This is a genomic window from Streptomyces sp. NPDC052042, assembly GCF_044548345.1.
Taxonomy (GTDB): domain Bacteria; phylum Actinomycetota; class Actinomycetes; order Streptomycetales; family Streptomycetaceae; genus Streptomyces.
The window spans coordinates 1-19,735 of sequence record NZ_JBIUBU010000051.1 but is presented as its reverse complement, the minus strand read 5'-3'; the positions used below and the strand labels follow the sequence as shown (position 1 = coordinate 19,735).

Sequence of the window (19,735 nt, the reverse complement as noted above, 5' to 3'; positions counted from 1 at the left end):
CACCCTCATCGAATGGCAAGCCGACTGGCTGCGCCGCGGCCTGCCACTGTCCGGCAAGCCCACCAAGTTCCAGGTCCGCGACGGAAGGTTCTGATACCCGTGTCCCGTACGCCCGCAGCCGCGACCGAGCCTGCACCCGGCCCCGTAGCCGCGACCACTCCCACACTCGTACCCGCCTCGGCGGCCTCGGCGGCCTCGGCGGCCTCGGCGGCCTCGGCGGCCGCGGCATGCACTCCGATGGACGTGCTCGCCGAGGGAGCTGTCATCCCCGCCCATCCACTCGCCCTCGGCGTCGACCGCAAGCTCGACGAACGTCGGCAACGTGCACTGACCCGTTACTACCTGGCCTCCGGCGCGGGCGGCCTCGCCGTCGCCGTGCACACCACCCAGTTCGAGATCCGCGAACCGGGCATCGGCCTGCTGGCACCGGTCCTGGAGCTGGCCGCCGAGACGATCGACGCCGAGGCCGGCCGTCCGTTCGTCAAGGTCGCCGGGGCCTGCGGCCACACCGCGCAGGCCGTCTCCGAAGCCGAACTCGCAGCCTCCCTCGGCTACGACGCCGTGCTGTTGAGCCCCGCCGTGCCCGGCGCCGACGAGAAGGACCTGCTGGACCGGGCCCGTGCCGTCGGCGAGGTGCTGCCGGTGATCGGCTTCTACCTCCAGGAGGCCGTCGGCGGCCGTTATCTCTCGCCGTCGTTCTGGAGCTCATTCGCAGACCTGCCGAACACCGCGGCCATCAAGACCGCGCCCTTCGACCGCTACCGCACCGCCGACGTCGTACGGGCCGTCGCCGCCGCCGACCGCGCCGGCGAGGTCGCCCTGTACACCGGCAACGACGACGACATCATCGGCGACCTGCTTACCCCGTACGAGACCAAGGGCACTCGCCGGTGGTTCGCCGGCGGGCTGCTCGGCCAGTGGGCCGTTTGGACCGGCTCCGCCGTCACCCTCCTCGATCAGGTCCGGCGGGCACGCGCCGGTGACCACGACGCCATGGTCGGCTGCCTCGCCCGCCGTCCGGAGCTCACCGACGCCAACAACGCTGTGTTCGACGTGCGCGGCGGATTCCGCGGCTGTATCGCGGGTGTCCATGAAGTGCTGCGCCGCCAGGGTCTGTTGGAGGGCATCTGGTGTCTCGATCCGAAGGAGGTCTTGTCTCCCGGCCAGGCCGAAGAGATCACCCGGGTCGCCACGGCCTACCCCTGGCTCACCGACGACGACTTCGTCGCGGAGCACGTCGATGACTGGCTCTCCTGACCCGGGGGCGGCCCGCCTGCCGCGGGTCGTCGTCGCCGTACCCCCGCACCTTCGTGAGCAGCTCTTCACCTCCGCGGTGTGGCAGAGCCTCTGCGCCGCGGCGCAGCCGGCCGTCCTCGACGAGCACACCGACCGGGACGCACTCGCTGCGGTGCTGCCCGGTGCCCGTGCCCTGATCACCGCTTGGGGAACGCCCCGCCTCAGCGAGGAACTCCTCGACGTCGCTGACCGACTGGCGATCGTCGCCCACACCGGATCGGCGGTCGCCCCGTACGTCACCGAGGAAGTCTTCCGGCGTGGGATCCTCGTCACCCAGGCCGGTGACGCGATGGCACGCCCGGTCGCCGAGGTGGCCCTGGCGTTCACCCTCGCCCTGCTGCACCGCATCCACCGCTTCGACCACGCGCTGCGCGGCGGAGCCGACTGGGACGAGGCCGGCCAGGCCCCGCCGCGGCACGAGATCCAGGGCTGTGCGATCGGCGTCATCGGAGCGTCCCGCACCGGTCGTGCGTATATCGAGCTGGCGAGGGCACTGGGGGCACAGGTCGCGGTCACCGACCCGTATCTGACGGCCGAGGACGCACAGCGGCTCGCGGTACGGGTGGTGCCGCTGGACGAACTGCTCCGTGGCAGCCGGATCGTCGCCGTGCACGCCCCTGCCACCGCCGAGACCCGGCGCATGCTGGGTGCGCGCGAACTGGCGCTGATGCCCGACGGCGCCGGTCTGGTCAACACCGCCCGCTCCTGGCTCGTCGACGAGGACGCGCTTCTGGTGGAGGTGTCGGCGGGCCGGCTGGACGCTGCGATCGACGTCTTCGACACCGAACCACTGCCGGTCCGCCACCTGTTCCGGAAACTGCCGAACGTTCTGCTGACCCCTCATCAGGCCGCGGGCACCGCCGAGTGCCGTCAGCGGCTCGGCGCAAGTGCCGTGGAGGAGGTGCTGCGGTTCCTGCGCGGCGATCCACCCTTGCACTTCGTGGGGCCGGACGCACTGGCTCGCGTCCTTTGATCACTCGACCACAACCACACCGGGCCCCAGAGGCCGACCAGTTGTTCCTCGGGGTCGAAGACATCTCTGTTGCCTTCGGGGTCGAGGAATTCCTGGGGGTCATAGACGATGCGTGGCGGGAGCCGGAACAGGCGCAGCCCGTCGCGGAAGGAGCGGCGGGCTTCTCCTTCTGGGTTGGTGGAGGCGTGGCGGGACAAGGCCAACTCGCCACCGTTACCGGGGCCTGGCGATTCCCACTCCCTGGGACGCCACGGGATGAGGACAATCACCATGATGCCGTCGGGGCTTGTGGAGAGCCGGGTGCGGTGCTCGCATGCCCGGTCACCGACCTGCCCGGCAACGTAGGCGCACAGTTCGGCTATCAGCCACTCGACCAGCAGCAGCGAGCTCTCGCGCAGCGTGCCGTCCTCCTGCCAGCTCTCCAGCGTTTCCGTCAGCGCGCGGTGCAGCTCCCAGTTGGCCGGAGGCGGTCCGTCCGCGCCCGGAGCGTGCCGGGCGGCTTCATCGAGGGCCGTCGTCCTGATCAGGGACAGCGCGAACGCGCCGGTCGTCCGGCCGGTGGGCCGGGGTCCGGTGGTGTCGGGTCGGGGCAGTGCGTGGCGGCCGCGAACACGTACGTCAAAGCCGCGGGCATCGCCCTGCTGGACCAGGTCGCCGAGCACACCGGCGGCACCGTCGAGAAGGCCCTGGCTGACCAAGGCTTCAAGAACCAGGTCATCACGCACGGCGCCGGTCTGGGCAGCGACGTCGAGATCGTTGAGCGCAACCCGCGGGACACCGGCTTCGTCGCGCGGCCGAAGCGGTGGAGGGTCGAGCTAGTGCCGCATCAGGCAACGTTCGCCCCGTCGCGACGTCTGGCATGCCCTCTCGCCGCACCGGCCGAAAACCCGAGTACGTCCAGTACGAGGGTTTCCGGCCGGCACACCGAGAGCACACACCGGACGCACCCCTTGACGGGCAAACGTCGCTTGCCGCGGCACTAGCTAGGGCGTGGGGGGTGTCACTGATGCCAGATAGGTTGCGGGTTCGTTCGTGTCGTTGGTGTAGCGGTGGGGTTGTGTGGCGTCGAAGGTCAGTGCCTCGCCGGCCCGTACGTCGTAACGCTGGTCGGCGACGTGCACGGTGACGGTGCCGGTGATGACGTAGGCGCACTCGACCGCGGCGTGGCTCCATTCCTCGTGGCTGGATGCCTGGCCCGGTTCGAGGGTGCCGAGAAGGACTTCGAGCTGGCCGTTGCTCGGGGTCAGGCGTTCGTACTGGACGAGGCCCTTCGGCATGAGCAGGCGGGAGCGTTCGTGGGGGCGGCTGTGGTAGGCCGTGAGCGGGGCTTGGCCGTGGAACAGAGAGGCGGTTGACGGGCCGAAGACGGTGCTCAGGGCGCGGAGGGTCTTGAGGCTCGGTTCGCGGACGCCCCGCTCGACCTGGCTGAGCAGGCTCGCGGACAGGCCGGTCTGCGCTGCGAGGTCGCGCAGGCTGAGTCCCGCTTCCGTCCGCAGGGTGCGTAGCTGGTCTCCCATCACGATGGTCAGCCTAGCGGAGCCGTGCGCACTCTTGTGCACACGAGGCATGGGGGTCATGGAGGCATCAGCACGTTTTCGCTGGAGAGTCAATGGTTGACAGGAGAGGCGTTGTGCATTTTTGTGTACTGATGTAAATAAGTGCACGCCTGGGGTTGTCCTCGGCGTTGTGGGAAAGAGGTGCAGCGCCATGACCGCAGACCAGGGTCTGGTCTTCCGTGGGGGAAGGGCACTGGCGTTCTTGCCGGTCGTCGTGTTCCTCGCGTTCTGTGTCGTCTTCTTCGTCGTGTTCAAGACCTTCGACATGACCGCGCTTGCCGCGGGGGGTGTCGTCGCGCTGCTCGTCGGTGCCCTGTTCGCCAAGCCGTACGCGGCGTACTGGTCCGCCGTGACGAGGGGGATCGGATCGCCCACCGCGGTGACGATCGTGATGATGCTGTTCTGCGTGGGGCTGATGTCCGCCCTGATCAAGGAGACCAACGTCTCCGGCGGCTTCGTGTGGCTCGCCGGACTCCTCGGCGTCGGCGGTGGCACCTTCACCCTGTTCACGTTCGTCGCGGTGTGCATCATCTCGATGTCGACGGCGTCGTCCATCGGAACGATGTTCACGGCGTTTCCGATCTTCTACCCGGCGGGCGTGCTCCTCGGCGCCGAACCGGCGTTCCTCGCCGCCGCGATCATCTCCGGTGCGATCTTCGGAGACAACGTAGCCCCCATATCCGACACGACCGTCATCTCGTCGTCGACGCAGACGTTCCGCCGGAAGTCCGGCACCGCGGACATCGCCGGAGTCGTGCGCAGCCGCGCCCGCTTCGCCTTCACCGCGGCAGGCATCGCGGCCGTCGGGTTCTTCCTGCTGGGCTCGTCGGGCCGCTCGAGCGACTCGGCGCACTCGCAGAAGCTGCTGGAGCAGGCCGCCGACCCGCTCGCGCTGGTGATGCTCATCCCCGTCGCACTCATGCTCACCGTGGCGCTGCTGACCCGCGACATCTTCAAGGCGGTCACGGTCGGGCTGGTGGCCGGGATCATCACCGGCCTCGCCTCGGGCCTGCTCACCCCTGAGGGCATCATCGGCGTCAGCGACGGGGCGCCCACCGGATTCCTGGTCTCGGGCGTCAGCGGCATGCTCAGCGTGATCGCCCTGGTGGTGACCGTGTTCGGCATCATGGGCGTCCTCACCGCCGCGGGCATCCTCGACTGGCTGGTGAGCGCCCTCACCCGCAGCCGCCTGTCCCGCACCCCGCGCGGCGCGGAGCTCGCGATCGGCATCGGCATCTCGGGCACCACGCTGCTGTTCGGCGGCGTGAACTCGGCCGCGATGCTCACGTTCGGCCCGGTTGCCGATGAGATCGGTGCCCGCGTCGACCTGCACCCCTACCGCCGGGCGGTCGTCATGGACTGCTTCGCGATGGGGATCGCCTCCATCGTCCCCGTCCTGAGCGCCTATCTGTTCATCGGCGCGCAGCTCACGTCAGGGATCAAGGGCGTTCCCGCCCTGGCCACCACGGAGATCTTCGTCGCGATGCTCTACCCGCTCGTCCTCACCGTCGTCATGGTCGTGGCAGCCGCAACCGGCTGGGGCCGCCGTTTCGAGGGCGCGGACGGTGTCGAACTGAAGCGGCCCGAGCGCACACCGGCCCGGGCCTGAGCAGCACACCCCAGCAAACACCGCCGGACCACTGGTCATTGGAGCACCCATGGATCGCAACACAGTCAACTGGCGCGGCTACATCCCCGCCATCACCACACCGTTCACCCGCGACGGCGCGCTCGACACCGACGCGTTGCACGTGCAGGTGGCGTGGCTCGCCGACGAGGGCATCCAGGGCGCGATCCTGGCCGGTACCAGCGGCGAGTGGTTCTCCCTGTCCAAGAAGGAACGCGCGGACCTGTTCGCGGCGGGCGCCGAGCACCGAAGCAGCACCTTCCCCGTCCTCGGCTCCTGCAACGCGTTCACCCCGAACGAAGCGATCGCCCACGGCCGCGCCGCCCAAGCAGCGGGCCTGGACGGCATCCTCCTCACCCCGCCGCCCTACATCGTGCCCAACCGGAGGGAGATCGTCGCGTTCTACCAGGCGGTGAGCGATGCCACCGACATCCCGATGACCGTGTACAACTGGCCGCGCGGCTGCGTCGTGGACATGGACGTGGACCTGCTGGCCGAGCTCGCGCAGATCGAGAACGTCGTCGCGATCAAGAACTCGACAGGAGACTTCGCGAGCTTCCTCGCCGGGATGTACGCGCTGGAGGGCGAGGTGCGTTACTTCGGCCTGCCCACCAACGCGCTCGGCGCCGACCTCGCGATGCTCGGCCACGGCGACGGTCTGATGGGAACGGGCGGCATCCTCGGCCGCGACCAGGCCGACTTCTGGAATGCCGTCGACGCCGGGGACCGGGAGCGCGCGATCCGCCTGGGTCACAAGGACCGCGTCTACATGGACGCGTGGTTCCGTCCCGACTACGGCGTGCAGTTCGGCAACCAGCAGGCGATCATCAAGACCGCGCTGCGGCTGCGCGGCATCCCCGCGGGATTCGTACGGGCGCCGCTGCTCGAACTCACGCCGGGCGAGGTCGCCCGCGTCGAGGCGACCCTGCACGAGCTCGGCATCGAGACGATCCCCCTCACCGATGACTGAGCACTACGACGTTGTCGTCGTGGGCGGCGGCCTGCTCGGCTGCCTCACGGCGTGGACGGCCGCCCGCGACGGTGCGCAGGTGCTCCTGGTCGACAAGGACCAGGTGAACCAGCACGCCTCGGGACAGAACGCCGGGAGCCTGCACTTCCAACTCGAATACAGGATGGTCGAGGCAGGCGAAGAGGCCGCGCGCGTCGCGGCGGAGGCCATGCCGCTGCACCTGGACGCCGCCGCGATGTGGGCACGACTGGAAGACGAGATCAAAGAGCCGCTCGGCGTACGCCAGACGGGCGGGCTCATGGTCGCCGAGAACACCGACCAGGTCGGGATGCTCGAGTTCAAGGCGGCGCTGGAACGCTCCTGGGGCCTGGACGTGCACACGCTCGACCGCTCCGAACTCGACGACATCGCACCGTACCTGTCACGGGACATCGTCGCGGCCAACTACAGCCCACTGGAAGGAAAGGCGGACGCCCGCATCGCGGCTCCCGCGGTCGGCCGCGCGGCCCTCGCGGCCGGCGCGACGGTGCGCGCACGCTCCCGCCTGACCGGCGCGCACCGCGCCCCGGCCGGGTGGGACGTCACCCTCCAGGAAACCGGCCCCGCAGGAGACGAACGGGCCCGCACCGTACGGACCGCCGCAGTCGTGCTCGCCGCCGGCGTGTGGACGACCGAACTCGGCAAAATCTTCGACGCCGACCTGCCCACCATCCCCCTCGCCCTCACGATGACCGTCACCTCGAAGATCCCCCCGCTCATCCCTCACCTCGTCCAGCACGCCGGCGCGCGCCTGTCGCTCAAGCAGTCACTCGACCACACGGTCCTCATCGGCGGCGGATGGCCGGCCCGGCTGACGCGGGACGCGCACGGCGCCCCTGCATTCGACCGCAAGCACCAGCTCATCCCGCAGTCGATCGCCGGCAACGCACGAGCGGCCGTGAACACCGTCCCCGCACTGGAACGGGTGCCCGCCGTGCGCAGCTGGGTCGGCGCGACCACGGTGGCACCCGACCAGCTCCCGCTCGTCGGCGCGGTCAAGGATGCGCCGGGCGTGTTCGTCGCCACCGGCGGATCGGCGTTCACCCTCGGGCCGAGCTTCGCCCGGGTACTGACCGGCCTCATCGCCGGGCGCTCACCCGACATCGACCTCGCCCCCTACGACCCGGCCCGCTTCACGGAAGGGAGCACCTCATGACGACGGACGATGCCTGGCGCCGCACCGCACACGAACGCGGCGACACGGTGACGATCAACGTCGACGGCGAGCCGGTCCACGCCTGGACGGGCGAGACAGTGGCCGCAGCCATGCTCACCGCGGGCGCCGCGTTCGAACGGGACCGCGACCGGGCCCCCCGAGCACCGCTGTGCAACATGGGCACGTGCTTCGAGTGCGCCGCCACCGTCGACGGCCGGCCGCTGACCCGCACCTGCCTCGTCCCGGTGCGCGAGGGCATGACCATCGCCACACCAGGGAGGCTGTGATGTTCGACCTCGCGATCATTGGTGCGGGGCCGGCGGGCATGTCGGCGGCGCTCACCGCAGCCGATCACGGCCTGACGGTCGTCGTCATCGACGAGCAGCAGCGAGCGGGCGGACAGATCTTCCGCCAGCCGCCCCGGACCTTCCCGGGAAGTGTCCTGCACCCCACCGCCGGCTACGGCTGGGCCACCGACCTCATCCGGCGCTTCGAGACGGACCCGCGCCTGACAACGGAGTTCGGCTGGTCGGCGATCGGTGTCCTGAACGACGACGCAAGCCCGGACGTCCTGCGCGTGGCGATCAACCATCCTGAACACGGCACGCGCGTGATCGGCGCGCGCCGACTGCTGATCGCCACCGGCGCCCACGACCTTCCCATAGCCTTCCCCGGCTGGACGCTGCCCGGCGTCCTGACCGCCGGCGCCGCCCAGACCCTGGTCAAGGCACAGAAGATCGCACCCGTCGGCGACGTCGTGCTGGCCGGCGCGCACCCACTGCTGCTGCTCGTGGCCGATCTGCTCGTCCGCGACGGCGTCCCGGTGCGCGAGGTCGCGTTCGCGCAGAGCATCCCGACACCGGCAGACCTGCTCAACGCCCTGGGCGCCGTACCCGGTCATCTGCGGATGCTCGCGGAGACCGGCGCGATCCTGGCGCGACTGATAGGCAAGGGCGTCCGCGTCTCGCCCCGGACCATCGTGACGGCCGCCCACGGCACGGAACGCGTTTCCCGGATCGAACTCGCCCGGGTCGACCGGCGGTGGAAAGTGACGGGCGCCCCCCGCGAGGTCGCCGCATCGCATCTCGTGCTCGGGTACGGCTTCTCCGCGTCGACGGAACTCGCCCGCCAAATCGGATGCGACCTCGTCTTCGACTCGCCACGGGGCGGCTGGGTGGTCGCACACGACGAACGGCTGCGGACGTCCGTGCCCGGAGTGTTCGTCGCCGGCGAGCCCACCGGCGTCGCCGGCGCCGACCAGTCCCGCGCCGAGGGCGCGCTCGCAGGCCTCGGGATCGCCGCCGACCTCGGACGCGCCGTGCCCCCCGCACTGTTCGCCGAAGCAGAACGCGGCATCCGCACCGCGACACGATTCTCCACCGTGGTGCAACGCATGTTCGAACCGGTCCGTGAGGCAATCGGCGACCTCGCGACACGGGAAACCACTGTCTGCCGATGCGAGATGGTCACACGCGGCACCCTCGACGACTACCTCGCATCCTCTCCGTTCGTCAGCAGCATCAACGCCGTCAAGCTCTCCTGCCGCACGGGCATGGGCCCCTGCCAGGGACGCTACTGCGAAGGCAGCGTCGGCACGATCCTTGCCTCGGCACGCGGGCAGTCGATCGGCCTCGGCGGACGATTCTCCGCCCACCTGCCCGTCAAACCTGTACCCGTCGGAGACCTCCGAGCCCTCGACGCGGCACCCGAGCAGCCCGAACCGGACGGACCGGACACCCGTCGCCCATAACCGGCATGGCACGCCCCACAAGGCTGTGACCGGTGGCAGGGCGGCCCGCGCCGCTACGACAATCGCTTTCTGCTTGACGAGGTGGTCGGCGAGCCTGCTCAGGCACCAGGTGGAGAGCGCGGTGATCTTCCAGTCGGCGGGGGACGTTCGGACGATCAGGCAGATGTGCTCGCAGTACCTGGTCACTGAGGGCCGGTCGGGACGCAAACCGGGCACTGGAGAGGGCCGGCCGCGCCGTAGGCGCCCAGGACACGCTTGCTGTGGCCCCGTCCTGTCGGGCGGGCAGTGCGTCCCATGGGCTCAAGGCCTTGGCGGGAGCTGTTGGTCTGCGCGTGCCGCGAGGGCAGGGCCGTCACAGTGCCTTGTCGTCCCATTGGCCCAGGAGATCGTCGCCCATGGCGTGACCGGGCTCGGCCGCACCGTCGCGCAGCGATTGCTCGGCCCAGATGACCTTGCCGTGGTCGGTGTACCGGGTGCCCCAGCATCGGGCGAACTGGGCGATGAGGAACAGGCCGCGTCCGCCCTCGTCCGTGGTGGCCGCCCGGCGCAGATGCGGCGAGGTGCTGCTGCCGTCGGAGACCTCGCAGAGCAGGGTGTTGCGGTCGTGCAGCAGGCGAAGCCGGACGGGGGCAGCGCCGTAGCGGATGGCATTGGTGACCAGCTCGCTGACGATCAGCTCGGTGGTGAAGGCGGCCTGGTCCAGGCCCCAGGTCTCCAGTCGGCGCGCGCAGGCGGAGCGGAGGGGGGCTACGGCTGTGGCGCCGCCCGTCACGTCCCACTCGGCGACCTGCTCGGGGTCCAGCATCCGGGTGCGAGCCACCAGAAGGGCGATGTCGTCGCCGGGGCGGGCGGGCAGCAGTGCGTCGATCACCGTCTGGCAGGTCTGTTCCGGAGTGTGGTCTCGATGGGCGAGGGCTTCTCGCAGAAGTTCGAGGCCGGTGTCGAGGTCGCGGTCGCGGCTTTCGACGAGTCCGTCGGTGAAGAGGACGAGCCTGGTGCCGACGGGCAGGTGCAGCTCTGCGCTTTCGATCGGCAGGCTGGTGCTGAGGCCGAGGGGCGGGGAGACGGGGATGTCGGGGAAGGTGACGGTGCCGTCGAGGTGGACGAGGGCAGGGCCCAGGTGACCGGCCCGGGCCACGACACACCGGCCGGAGACCGGGTCGTAGATCGCATACAGGCAGGTGGCGCCGGTGATGGCGGCGCCGTTGCCTTCAGCGGCCTGCTCCTGGTCGATGCGGGCGACGAGCTCGTCGAGGTGACCGAGGAGTTCGCCGGGTGACAGGTCGAGCGCGGAGAAGTTGTGGGTGGCGGTGCGCAGGCGGCCCATGGTGGCGGCGGCGTGCAAGCCGTGGCCGACGACGTCGCCGACCACCAGGGCCACCCGAGCACCGGGCAGCGGGATGACGTCGAACCAGTCGCCGCCCACCCCGGCCTGGGCCGGCAGATAGCGGTAAGCGACCTCGACGGCGGACTGCTCGGGCAGCTCGCGGGGCAGCAGGCTGCGCTGCAGGGTGACGGCCATCGTGTGCTCACGGGTGTATCGGCGGGCGTTGTCGATGCACACGGCCGCGCGGGCGGCCAGCTCCTCGGCGAAGGACAGGTCGTCCTCATCGAAGGGCTGGTTCTCCGAACGCCAGAAGTCGGCCGTCCCCAGCACGATCCCGCGCGCCTGCAACGGTACCGAGACCAGGGAATGGATGCCGTACTCCAGGATCCTCCGAGAGCGTTCCGGGTCCTGGGCACGCCAGCCCTCGGAAGCAGCCAGGTCGGGCTCGAGCATCGCACGACCTGCCGCCAGACCAGCGGCTATGGGGTTCGCGGGCACGAACCGGATCAGCTCGCCGACCGGAAACAGGGGCTGGTCGTCGCGGATGCCGCGGACGGCGGTGCGGCGCGTTTCGGTGCTCGGGCCGTCCGGCTCCTCGCCTCGCAGGACGGAGTCCTGAAGCTCGACGGTGACGAAGTCGGCGAACCGGGGGACGGCCACTTCGGCCAGCTCCTCGGTGGTTCGTACCACGTCCAGCGTGGTGCCGATCCGGACCCCCGCGTCGTACAGCAGCCTCAGACGCGCCCGCGCCACCTCCGCCCGGCTCGTCACGGAACGCAGCTCGGTGGTGTCGCGCAGCGTGGCCACGCTGCCCGCCTGGCCGCCATTGCCGACGGGCCGCACATTGACGGCCAGCAGCCGGTCCTCCGCGAGGTGAACCTCGTCGGTGGCCGTCCGCCCGGAGGCCAGCAGCCCGGCGATGTCCGGCGCCAGGCCGAGGTCGTTGACATGGCGCCGCTCCGCGTCCGCGGGCAGGTCCAGCAGCCGCCGGGCCTCGTCATTGGCCAGCAGTAGCCGCCCGTCCCCTGCGATGATCAGCACCCCCTCCCGAACCGCGTGCAGCACCGCGTCATGGTGCTCGTACATCCGGGTCATCTCGATCGGGTCGAGCCCCCGGGTCTGGCGCCGCAGCCGCGCGCTCACCAACGCGGACCCGCTACCGGCCAGAACGAGCGCTCCTGCGGCGCCGCCGAAGAGCACAGGCAGCTGCCGCTCCACCGCCTTGTTCACGTTCTTGACCGTGATCTCGGGAGTCACAATGCCGGCGACCGAGCCGTCGGGCCGGAACACGGGAACCGCCGCGTACACAGACAGCCCTAGAGGGTCCACGACGATATGCGTGAAGGCCTTGCCGTGCACGGCCTCCTTGTACGGGCCGACATAGTGCTTCCCGATCAGGTGCGGGTCACGGTGGGTGAGACGGATGCCGCTCGTCGTGGCCACGACAAGATTGTCGAGATTGGATCGCTTCTCGGCCTTCTGGGCAAGCGGCTGAAGCACTGCGGTGGGATTGGGGCCGTCCAATGCCTTCACGATCCCCGGAGAGTTGGCGAACGCCTCACCGGCGGCAAGCACCTCGCTGCGCGCCGCCTCCACGCCTTGACGCCGGGCCTGGAACACCAGTGCCCCCAGCGCTGCGACGACCATGATCCCCACCACCGCCAGCTGCAGGAGGAACACCTGGCCCGCGACACTCCGCACGCGCAGCAGTGAGCGCAAGCGCCGCCTCCGCGAGCGGCGCAGCACTTCCCGTTCATCCCCGGACCGGGCACTCCGCGCATGCAACTTTCGAAAATAAGAAAGTACATCCATACTTTCAAGGCTCTATGAGCGGATGGCAGCTGGCACGCTGTAGAGGGGCCCGGGGACCATCCATGTCAGATGTGCGCTAACAGGCCGGCGAAGCCTTCAGGTGACCAGTTTCCTTGCTGAACGTCGGCAGACCCAGGTGCCGGGACAGGGCGCGGGAGTTCCGGCGCTTTCAGGCTATGCCGGACGGAGGCTGCCCGCCCGCTCGGCGGCGACCCCAGAAAGGGCTCAGGGGCCAGCGTTGCTCCTGGCCGTATGCATACGCATGGTTCTTTCGGTAGGCCGCCGCGATCCCACCCAGGAACGCTGTGTAGTCGGCGAGCGCGGCGCTCGTGCGCCGTCCGTCGGCGAGGCAGTCGGCCACGGTCTGTCCGGCGCGGGCACCAGTGTGCAGCGCGGTGAGGATGCCCTGCGAGGAGAGCGGGTCGAAGGCGAGGGCAGCGTCCCCGGCCGCCACCCAGCCAGGACCGGCCGTCGGCGTGAGCCGCAGGCCGTGCGCAGGTGCCCAGCACGGTACGGGAGTTACGGCCGGACTGTGCCCGGCCAGGCGACGCCGGACATGGACGGTGCGGCTGAGCGCGTGCCAGAATCCCTGCGGGGTGCGCAGCGGCGGGTCGGCGAGGTCGGCGTCGGTCAGGTGGGCGACCAGGCGCCCGGCCGGGATCCGGGTGGTGTACCACCAACCGCGCGGAGCCGCCTCCACCAAGGTGCGGGCCTCGGCGTCCGCTTGGGCTGCCGGGCCCGCCAGGCAGCGGTCGGGAAACACGACGTACGCGGCTACGAGCCGGTCCTGCCGTCGGCGGTGGCCGTGGCGGCGGCCGATAACACAGCGTCGGCCGGTGGCGTCGACCGTCCAGCGGGCGGACAGCTCCACCACGGCGCCGGTGGCCCGCTCGCGGACGATCAGGCGGTCGCCGAGCCGGTCCAGTGCGGTGGCCTGCCGCAGTTCGGCGCCGGCCGCGACGGCCGCATCCCGCAGAAAGGCGTCGAAGCGGAGCCGGTCGAGGTGCCAGCCGTGCCCGTACGGGTCGAACAGGTGGCTGCGACCGTGCAGCGCTGCCGACCCCCAGGCGGCGTATGTGCCGGTGGAGACGGGGTGGCCGGAGGCCAGGAAGCCGTTCAGCAGCCCGAGGTCGCTCAGCAGCGGCCGGGCGACGGGCGGCAGGAACTCCCCGATCTTGAACACGGGACGGCCGCGTGGCGCGGCGCGTGGCGGGGCCTGGCCGCCGTCGTCCAGCAGCTGGACGTGGTGGCCGGCCCGGGCCAGGACGAGCGCCGCCGCAGCGCCGGCCGGACCGCCGCCCGCCACGACGGCGTCGACGGGTCCGGACTGGCGCACGCGATGCGGCGGGGCAGGGGTCACCGGCTCGGCCGGAGGCGCTTGACCTTGTCGATGAACCCGGCCGAGACCTCCTCGTCGGGAGCGTCCGCCATGGTGACTGCGGTGGCCAGGGTGGCCGTGCCCAGGACCGGATCGGCGCCGCGGTCCACGTGCACGGTGATCAGGTTGCGCCCGGCCGGCGGTGCGGGCTCGGGCGGGAAGCTCACCTCGGACTCCACCAGGAGCTCGGCCGGGAGACGGGGATCGTCGGTGGGCCCGGGGCGGCGCTCGACCACACCGAGCTTGCCGAAGTCCTGCACCATTGCGTTGATGGCGGCCGTGTAGTTGCGGGGCAGCCAGCGGAGCCAGGTGCGCCGGGTCTGGAACGCGGCCAGGCGATCGGCGATTGGGCGGGAGGTGTCGACCACGACGTCGTAGTCCTCCTCGGCGAGCACGTGGTTGGGCACCCGGGCCGGCCAGAAGGTGGGCAGGAACGGGTCGTAGGGGCCGAGGCCGGAGCCGTACTCGTAGCCGGCCCGGCAGCTCGCGGTGTCGGTCTGCCAGGGCACGGCCATCCACCGGGTCAGGCCACCCGGCGCCTGGGCGTAGAGCGGGCCGTCGAAGGAGAGCGCGATCTCAGGGGTGAGCTTCGGGCCGTAGGAGGGCGTGGGCGTGAGCGGATCGCGGTGACGGATCCGGAACGGGCTGGTGTACAAGGTGGTGTGGCGCATCGGCCAGGTGAGCTCGCAGCCGGGGTGGAAGGCGTCGGCGAGGCAGAACGACAGGGCCGCCCGGTCGAGGGTCGCGGGCTGGTCGGGGAACGGGATGTCGTCGAGGGTGGCGGGCAGCGCGGCGTGCGGGTCGTAGTCGTTGACGAAGTCCCCGCCGGCCCACCGCTTGAGGAGCCGGTACTGGAGCGCGGAGAGCGTCACATGCTGCCGTACGGACTGGGGCGGCACGTTCATCGCGTCGCCGTAGACCGCTGGCCAGGGCACCGGTGACATGCTGTCGCGGTCGTAGTTGCGGACGGCGAGCCAGATCTGCCGGCGGAGCTCCTGCTGGACCGGTGAGGGATCCGCCAGCTCGGCGATTCGGGCGGGGGCGAGGAGGTCCTCGCGTCCGCCGAAGCCGAACTGGGTGGCCAGCCCCTTGTTGACCCACTGCAGATCGCACAGGCGGCGCAGCACGGGCAGGATGTCGCGGGTGAACGACACCTGCTGTGGTTCGGGGAGGCGGCCCTCGGTCACGAAGGCGTCCCGCACCAGGTCGTACATCGTGCGCACCGAGGTGAGTTCGGGCGCGTAGTTGGGCGGTGCGGTCACTACCCAGGCCGGTTCGACCGGGATCGGCCGTCCGCCGATGCTCACCTCGGCGGTGACCGGGCCGTCGGAGACGTCGTCGTGCCAGCCGTCATTGTTGGCGAAGGTGTCGGCGGGGGTGCTGGTCGCCGAGGCCGAGGCGCCGCGGCCGCCGAGGAAGATCAGCCGGCCGTTGCCGTCGGTGCGCAGCTCGCCGAGGTAGACGGGTTTGCCCATGAAGGTGCCGGTGTCGAAGCGGTGCTCGGGGGCGGAGCGGTCGCGGCCGCGTACCGAACGGGGGCCGGGGTCGATGGTCAGGAGGTGGTCGCGCTGGGCGGCCGGAATCGTGGGGTTGCGCAGGTTGCTGTCGTCGGCCTGGCCCGCCTCCGGGATGTCGAGGGCGATCTGGAACTGGTACCAGGCCGCCTTCGAGTTGGCGATGTGCACGGTCCAGCGCAGGTCGGCGTTGTCGGCGGTCAGTTCGGCGATCGGCTCGCCGGCGGCGTTGTAGCCGTAGACCCGGAACCGGACGGCCTGGCGCTTCAGGGCGCCGGTGACGTCCTTGTAGCTCCCGGCGGGCAGCGGGGACGGCTCGTCGACCTCGGGGGCGAGGACGAAGTCGTCCATTGTGCTGTCGCCGACCCGGGCCACACCGATGGCCGGGTGCACGGCGGCCCGGACGATCCGGGTGTCGCGGGCCGCCGGTGGGGTGATCTGCGGGCGGGCGAGGCCGGGCTCGGCCGTCGGGATGCCGTTTACATCGCGACGTTGTTCGGCCGAGGCCAGGTACACCGCCCTGCGCACGTCGGCGATGCTGCCGATCGGGCGGTGCTCCGCGAGGCTGTGCCAGGGGTTGAGGGCGAGGTTCTCGCCGTAGGCGGCCTGGCCGCGGGCGGTGATGTCCTGCTGCTGGACGGTCAGCCGGGCCACCTTCACTGGAACGCTCTCTGACTCCTTCCAGCGCACGGTCGCCATGTCCAGCGGCATTGTCTCGTCGTCGGTGCGGAACTGGAGCATCAGATCGAAGACGGCCGGACCGGACGCGAGCCGGTGGGCCAGGTCGGCGCCGAGGTAGGTGGGGTTCTCGTCGGGCGGCGTGGCGGCCGGGTCGCCGGGCTCGCAACCCGCGGGTACCAGCTTGTACTTGACGAAGCGATCGGGTCCGAAAGCGTAGGGGAGCACGCCCCAGTAGGTGGCGGTGAGCACGCTCGGTTCGAACTTGGCCATCGCGTCGAGGATTTCGCGGGTGACCGGGTGGGTTTCCAAGTACGCGTTGTAATTGCCGTCGACGACACCGGCCTTGGTGAACTCGCACATGTCCTGGGCGGTGTCGACGAAGAAAACGTCGTGGTTCTGCAGCAGCAGGTCCTGGGTGCCGGCCTCGGTGTAGCCCTCCAGCAGCTTCGGGCCGGGCACGCCGAACAGCTTGAGGCCGATGCCGAGGGTGGTCTTCAGGTCGGGAAGGCCGGGGACGGTGTCGCTGGAAAACCGTACCCAGGCGTTCAGGCCGCCGGCCTGGGTACGGGCGTTCTCCAGGAAGCCGACGCGCATCTCGGGCGGCAGGTCGTCGGCGACCGTGAGCACGCCGCGGGCGATGCCGTGCGGCTTGAGGAACACCGGCCGCTTGACCGGGTCCTGGCCGCGAGCCATCCGCGCGCCCTGGGTCAGGTCCACGAACATCTGCTTCAGGGCGCCGATCGCGTTCTCGGCACAGCCGGGCAGGGATGGCATCCCCGTGGTGTCGTCGAAGGGCTCGGGGGTCCCGGTCATGCTGTGCTCCCATCGGTGTGGTGGTCGATCGGGGCCGGCGGACCGGCTTGGTCGACGCCGCTCGCGGCTTCCGGACCCCAGTCAAGCGTGCACAGACCTTCGAGGCGCGGCGCGTCGACGTACGCCCGAAGCGACGAGGCCGCGGGCCCAACGCGGGCCGTTTCACTCCAATCGGCCAGCAGCGGTCGCCCCGACAGCGGCCCGGTGACAGCGTCGTCGGTGACCGGTCGACCGTCCCCGGGAAAAGGAAGGGCCATGACGAAAGAGGGACTGCGTGTTTCCGTCCATGGCGACCTGCCGCACGAGGTGCTGGAGAGGATCGGGGACTCGGTGCGAAGAGCCGTCCTCGACGAGGTACGGAGCTCGATCTCGCGCTGAGGTGCCGTTCGGTAGCGTCGGCTCTCCCCGCCACGCGGTGGAAGAGGTGATGCGGCGGCCGGGGCCGATCGGAATCGCGATGGCGCAGGAGGAGCAGGGGGCGTCGCCGAGCCCGATGAACCCCAGCTCGCAGCCGCGCGGCGTCCGGGACGCATCTGCTCGGACGATCCCCAGGCAGCAGCGGAAGCCAGAGCAGCGAAGGAGATCGAGTACGCCAAGCGCATCGGCAGGGATGGCGCGGCCGTGGCCGCGTTACGCGCCGAGTTCCTGGCCGAGAGGGCAGAGACCGTCGTCAAACGGAGCTGGGAACTACCGAAGGAAATCGAAGAAGAGCTGGACCGCACCATGGCCGCTCCAACGCGACCAACACAAGCTGGTTTCACACCACATCACGGGCGCACTGGTAACCGTAGCCCTTGAGCACCTGCCCGAATTTGCCGAACGTCTGCGTGGCGTCAACGCTGCCCGCCAGGCGGAGCACGAGCAGAGCCGCGCGAGCAGAGCCGCGCGAGCAATCCCGCCCTCAAGGAGGCGCGGGCTCCTGAAGTGGGGGCTGCACGCGCGAGCCGCCGCTCGCTCCCCTGGCCCGCCCTTGTCCCGGATGATGCGCCGACCCCCGATCGGGGCGGTCCATGCACAACCGCGGCGGCGAGGACACCGTCCTGAGCGGGGCCCGTGCTGAGCGCGCCGGTACGGCCAGGGCCGTCCCGCGGTTGGAGCGGACCGCGTGATCCGGCGAAGCAGCCGGTTCACGATGTCTGGGCTCGGGCGGGAGCGCCGTCCAGGGAGCTGCGGAGTTCAGGCCCGGCAGGTCGCTTCGTGTACTCCGACCAGGGGCGGACTGCACTTCAATCGCTGGAATGCCCGCGCAGGAGAATGAAATCTGATAGCGCGCGAACCCTGCGAGGAAGGTTCAGTGAGAAAGGCGTCGATTCTTTACTGAAGGAGTGGCTCCATTGCCTGAGATCGTGAAACTGCAGCCGGAGAACGGTGATGGCTATCTGCCGCCTGTGTTCTACCTCAAGTTCGACCAGGAGGAGTTCCCGAAATTTCTCGAGAACCCCACAGGCACGCTCAGGGAGCTTGGCCAGCCGGTGAACAACGTGTCAGTCGTCGTGAAGGATCACGTCTGGGAAACCAGCAAGCAGAGGTGGATCACCGACCAGGACGATCCAGTTGTCCGGGATTTGCCCGGGTCCAGCAGCTGGGGGTGGCTGTGCGGATACCAGGACGAACAGTGCGTGTGCGAAAGAGTCCTCATGTAGTGCAACTGACGGCCCATTGCATTGGCCGTAGAACCGAAGTCGTCGGAGGACGAACGTGGCATGCCCAGTCTTCGTCGACCGCCGACGGCTTCGGCATACACCAGCTGGCCGCGTGGGTTCACTGGCACACGGACGCCGACGGAGGGGGATCGGTCTCATTCACAATACGCAGCATTTCGGCAGAGGGCGCAAACTGCTTCGTCAGGATCTGCGGGCAGCGTCGACACAGATCTCCACTCTTCTGGCGAAACCAGCGGCACTGCGCCCGGATCGGATGAAGGCCGCGCGTAGCGCGGCCTTCATCCGTCTCGCTCCGGCGGCTCGGAGCAGGTTGAGCGCAGTGCTGCGCAGTACCGCGTGGACCGCCGCCAGGTTCCCCGTGCGGGCCCGGTGAAGGTCCTCGCCGAACACGGTGTCGCGCACGTGGTGCAGCTTGTTCTCGATGCCCCGGTGCCCGCGCACCAGGGCTTCCAGATCGACCGGGTCCGCAACCCGCGACGGCAGGTTGGTCAGGTAGTAGACCGTGCGCCGCGATGCCTTTCGTCCTGCTCGGCGTCGGTAGCGGTGCACCCGGACCACCTGCGCCGCGCCCAACAGCCCGGTGGCCTCGTCCTGGTTCAGCGCCAGGACCTTCAGGGTGCGGGTCTCGCGGCGCCCGTGCGAGTCCTGTCGGGACCGGGCTCCGAATCCGACCTGCCCCCAAGGCCTTGCCGCCAGCTTCCTGTGCAGGGCCGAGCTGTTGTGCTTGACGGGCAGCAACCAGAACGCTCCTACCGCCCCGGTAGCCGCCACGACCTGGGTCAAGGGCATCGAGGACTGGCCCGTGGCCGCTGCGCGCATGGTCTTGCCGTCCACCGCCACCGCCGCCTGCCGACGAGGCGAGCACCACCAAGACAGGACCCGGTCGAACGTCCACCTCGAAGGAGTCCCGGACCACCGCCTCCGGCCCTGGACCCGCAGCACCCGCTGGTCCAGGTCGGCGGACTACTCGGCGATCTCCAGGCTCGTGCGTGAACCGGCTGTCACGGCCGGACTGCCAGCGCGAGCACGAAAGGCAGCGGGTGAACCCGGCCGCGCCGGTCACGCGGGTCGGTCACCTCTGCCACGACCTCCAGCAGCAGCCTCAGACGGTCTTCGTGCAGTTCCTGCTGAGTGTCCGGGGCCGCGGGCCCGGCTGGCAGAGGCCGACCGGGCCGGGGC

Annotated in this window: 16 protein-coding genes; 10 read left to right on the top strand and 6 right to left on the bottom strand. The window is 70.2% G+C overall.

The window, feature by feature from the left end; all coding sequences use genetic code 11:
• Positions 1–237: 237 nt before the first annotated feature.
• Both ACIHCL_RS36005 and ACIHCL_RS36000 read left to right on the top strand, forming a co-directional pair.
• Positions 238–1,257, top strand: a complete 1,020-nt coding sequence (locus ACIHCL_RS36005; protein WP_399868706.1) for a dihydrodipicolinate synthase family protein — start codon at positions 238–240, stop codon at positions 1,255–1,257.
• Positions 1,241–2,269 (top strand): hydroxyacid dehydrogenase, encoded by a 1,029-nt coding sequence (locus tag ACIHCL_RS36000; protein ID WP_399868704.1) that lies wholly within the window; start codon positions 1,241–1,243, stop codon positions 2,267–2,269. Before ACIHCL_RS36005 ends, ACIHCL_RS36000 begins: the two co-directional genes overlap by 17 nt.
• On the opposite strand, the gene ACIHCL_RS35995 is transcribed toward ACIHCL_RS36000, so the two are convergent.
• Both ACIHCL_RS35995 and ACIHCL_RS35990 read right to left on the bottom strand, forming a co-directional pair.
• Complete coding sequence (locus ACIHCL_RS35995) at positions 2,167–2,994, bottom strand: hypothetical protein (protein ID WP_399868703.1); 828 nt, start codon at positions 2,992–2,994, stop codon at positions 2,167–2,169. The two genes, ACIHCL_RS36000 and ACIHCL_RS35995, sit on opposite strands and share 103 nt — an antisense overlap.
• A gap of 258 nt (positions 2,995–3,252) precedes the next feature.
• Positions 3,253–3,786, bottom strand: a complete 534-nt coding sequence (locus tag ACIHCL_RS35990; protein WP_399868705.1) for a helix-turn-helix domain-containing protein — start codon at positions 3,784–3,786, stop codon at positions 3,253–3,255.
• 190 nt (positions 3,787–3,976) lie between these two features.
• Between ACIHCL_RS35990 and ACIHCL_RS35985 the strand changes: the two genes are divergently transcribed.
• Genes ACIHCL_RS35985 through ACIHCL_RS35965 form a run of 5 tightly spaced genes read left to right on the top strand, consistent with a single transcriptional unit; the run spans position 3,977 to position 9,367 of the window.
• The gene (locus tag ACIHCL_RS35985) at positions 3,977–5,434 is read left to right on the top strand and encodes a Na+/H+ antiporter NhaC family protein (RefSeq protein ID WP_399868702.1); all 1,458 of its coding nucleotides are present in this window, start codon (positions 3,977–3,979) and stop codon (positions 5,432–5,434) included.
• 49 nt (positions 5,435–5,483) lie between these two features.
• Positions 5,484–6,422, top strand: coding sequence for a dihydrodipicolinate synthase family protein (locus tag ACIHCL_RS35980; RefSeq protein ID WP_399868701.1), 939 nt, complete (start codon positions 5,484–5,486; stop codon positions 6,420–6,422).
• Entirely contained in the window at positions 6,415–7,617 is a 1,203-nt protein-coding gene (locus ACIHCL_RS35975) for an NAD(P)/FAD-dependent oxidoreductase (protein WP_399868699.1), read from the top strand. The genes ACIHCL_RS35980 and ACIHCL_RS35975 overlap by 8 nt, the downstream gene beginning before the upstream one ends.
• Positions 7,614–7,904 (top strand): 2Fe-2S iron-sulfur cluster-binding protein, encoded by a 291-nt coding sequence (locus ACIHCL_RS35970; RefSeq protein WP_399868697.1) that lies wholly within the window; start codon positions 7,614–7,616, stop codon positions 7,902–7,904. Before ACIHCL_RS35975 ends, ACIHCL_RS35970 begins: the two co-directional genes overlap by 4 nt.
• On the top strand, positions 7,904–9,367 hold the full coding sequence (locus tag ACIHCL_RS35965; RefSeq protein ID WP_399868695.1) for an FAD-dependent oxidoreductase: 1,464 nt from the start codon (positions 7,904–7,906) through the stop codon (positions 9,365–9,367). Before ACIHCL_RS35970 ends, ACIHCL_RS35965 begins: the two co-directional genes overlap by 1 nt.
• A gap of 352 nt (positions 9,368–9,719) precedes the next feature.
• On the opposite strand, the gene ACIHCL_RS35960 is transcribed toward ACIHCL_RS35965, so the two are convergent.
• From ACIHCL_RS35960 to ACIHCL_RS35950, 3 genes are all read right to left on the bottom strand, one after another.
• A complete protein-coding gene (locus ACIHCL_RS35960; RefSeq protein WP_399868693.1) occupies positions 9,720–12,506 on the bottom strand; it encodes a SpoIIE family protein phosphatase in 2,787 nt (928 codons plus the stop codon).
• A 169-nt stretch (positions 12,507–12,675) separates the two neighbouring features.
• Positions 12,676–13,842, bottom strand: a complete 1,167-nt coding sequence (locus ACIHCL_RS35955; protein WP_399868692.1) for a tryptophan 7-halogenase — start codon at positions 13,840–13,842, stop codon at positions 12,676–12,678.
• 20 nt (positions 13,843–13,862) lie between these two features.
• Positions 13,863–16,892 carry a LodA/GoxA family CTQ-dependent oxidase gene (locus tag ACIHCL_RS35950; protein ID WP_399868691.1) on the bottom strand — a complete coding sequence of 1,010 codons (3,030 nt, stop codon included), beginning with the start codon at positions 16,890–16,892 and terminating at the stop codon, positions 13,863–13,865.
• Between the two features lie 255 nt (positions 16,893–17,147).
• Between ACIHCL_RS35950 and ACIHCL_RS35945 the strand changes: the two genes are divergently transcribed.
• Both ACIHCL_RS35945 and ACIHCL_RS35940 read left to right on the top strand, forming a co-directional pair.
• Complete coding sequence (locus tag ACIHCL_RS35945) at positions 17,148–17,270, top strand: hypothetical protein (protein WP_399868689.1); 123 nt, start codon at positions 17,148–17,150, stop codon at positions 17,268–17,270.
• Positions 17,271–18,226: 956 nt separating this feature from the next.
• Positions 18,227–18,535: a hypothetical protein gene (locus ACIHCL_RS35940; protein WP_399868687.1), complete on the top strand. Its 309-nt coding sequence runs from the start codon at positions 18,227–18,229 to the stop codon at positions 18,533–18,535.
• A 201-nt stretch (positions 18,536–18,736) separates the two neighbouring features.
• Here the strand turns inward: ACIHCL_RS35940 and ACIHCL_RS35935 are convergent, their stop codons facing one another.
• Positions 18,737–19,375, bottom strand: a complete 639-nt coding sequence (locus tag ACIHCL_RS35935; RefSeq protein WP_399868686.1) for an ISAs1 family transposase — start codon at positions 19,373–19,375, stop codon at positions 18,737–18,739.
• A 170-nt stretch (positions 19,376–19,545) separates the two neighbouring features.
• Here ACIHCL_RS35935 and ACIHCL_RS35930 point away from each other — a divergent pair.
• Positions 19,546–19,735: hypothetical protein (locus tag ACIHCL_RS35930; protein WP_399868685.1), on the top strand; the 190-nt coding region annotated here is incomplete at its 3' end.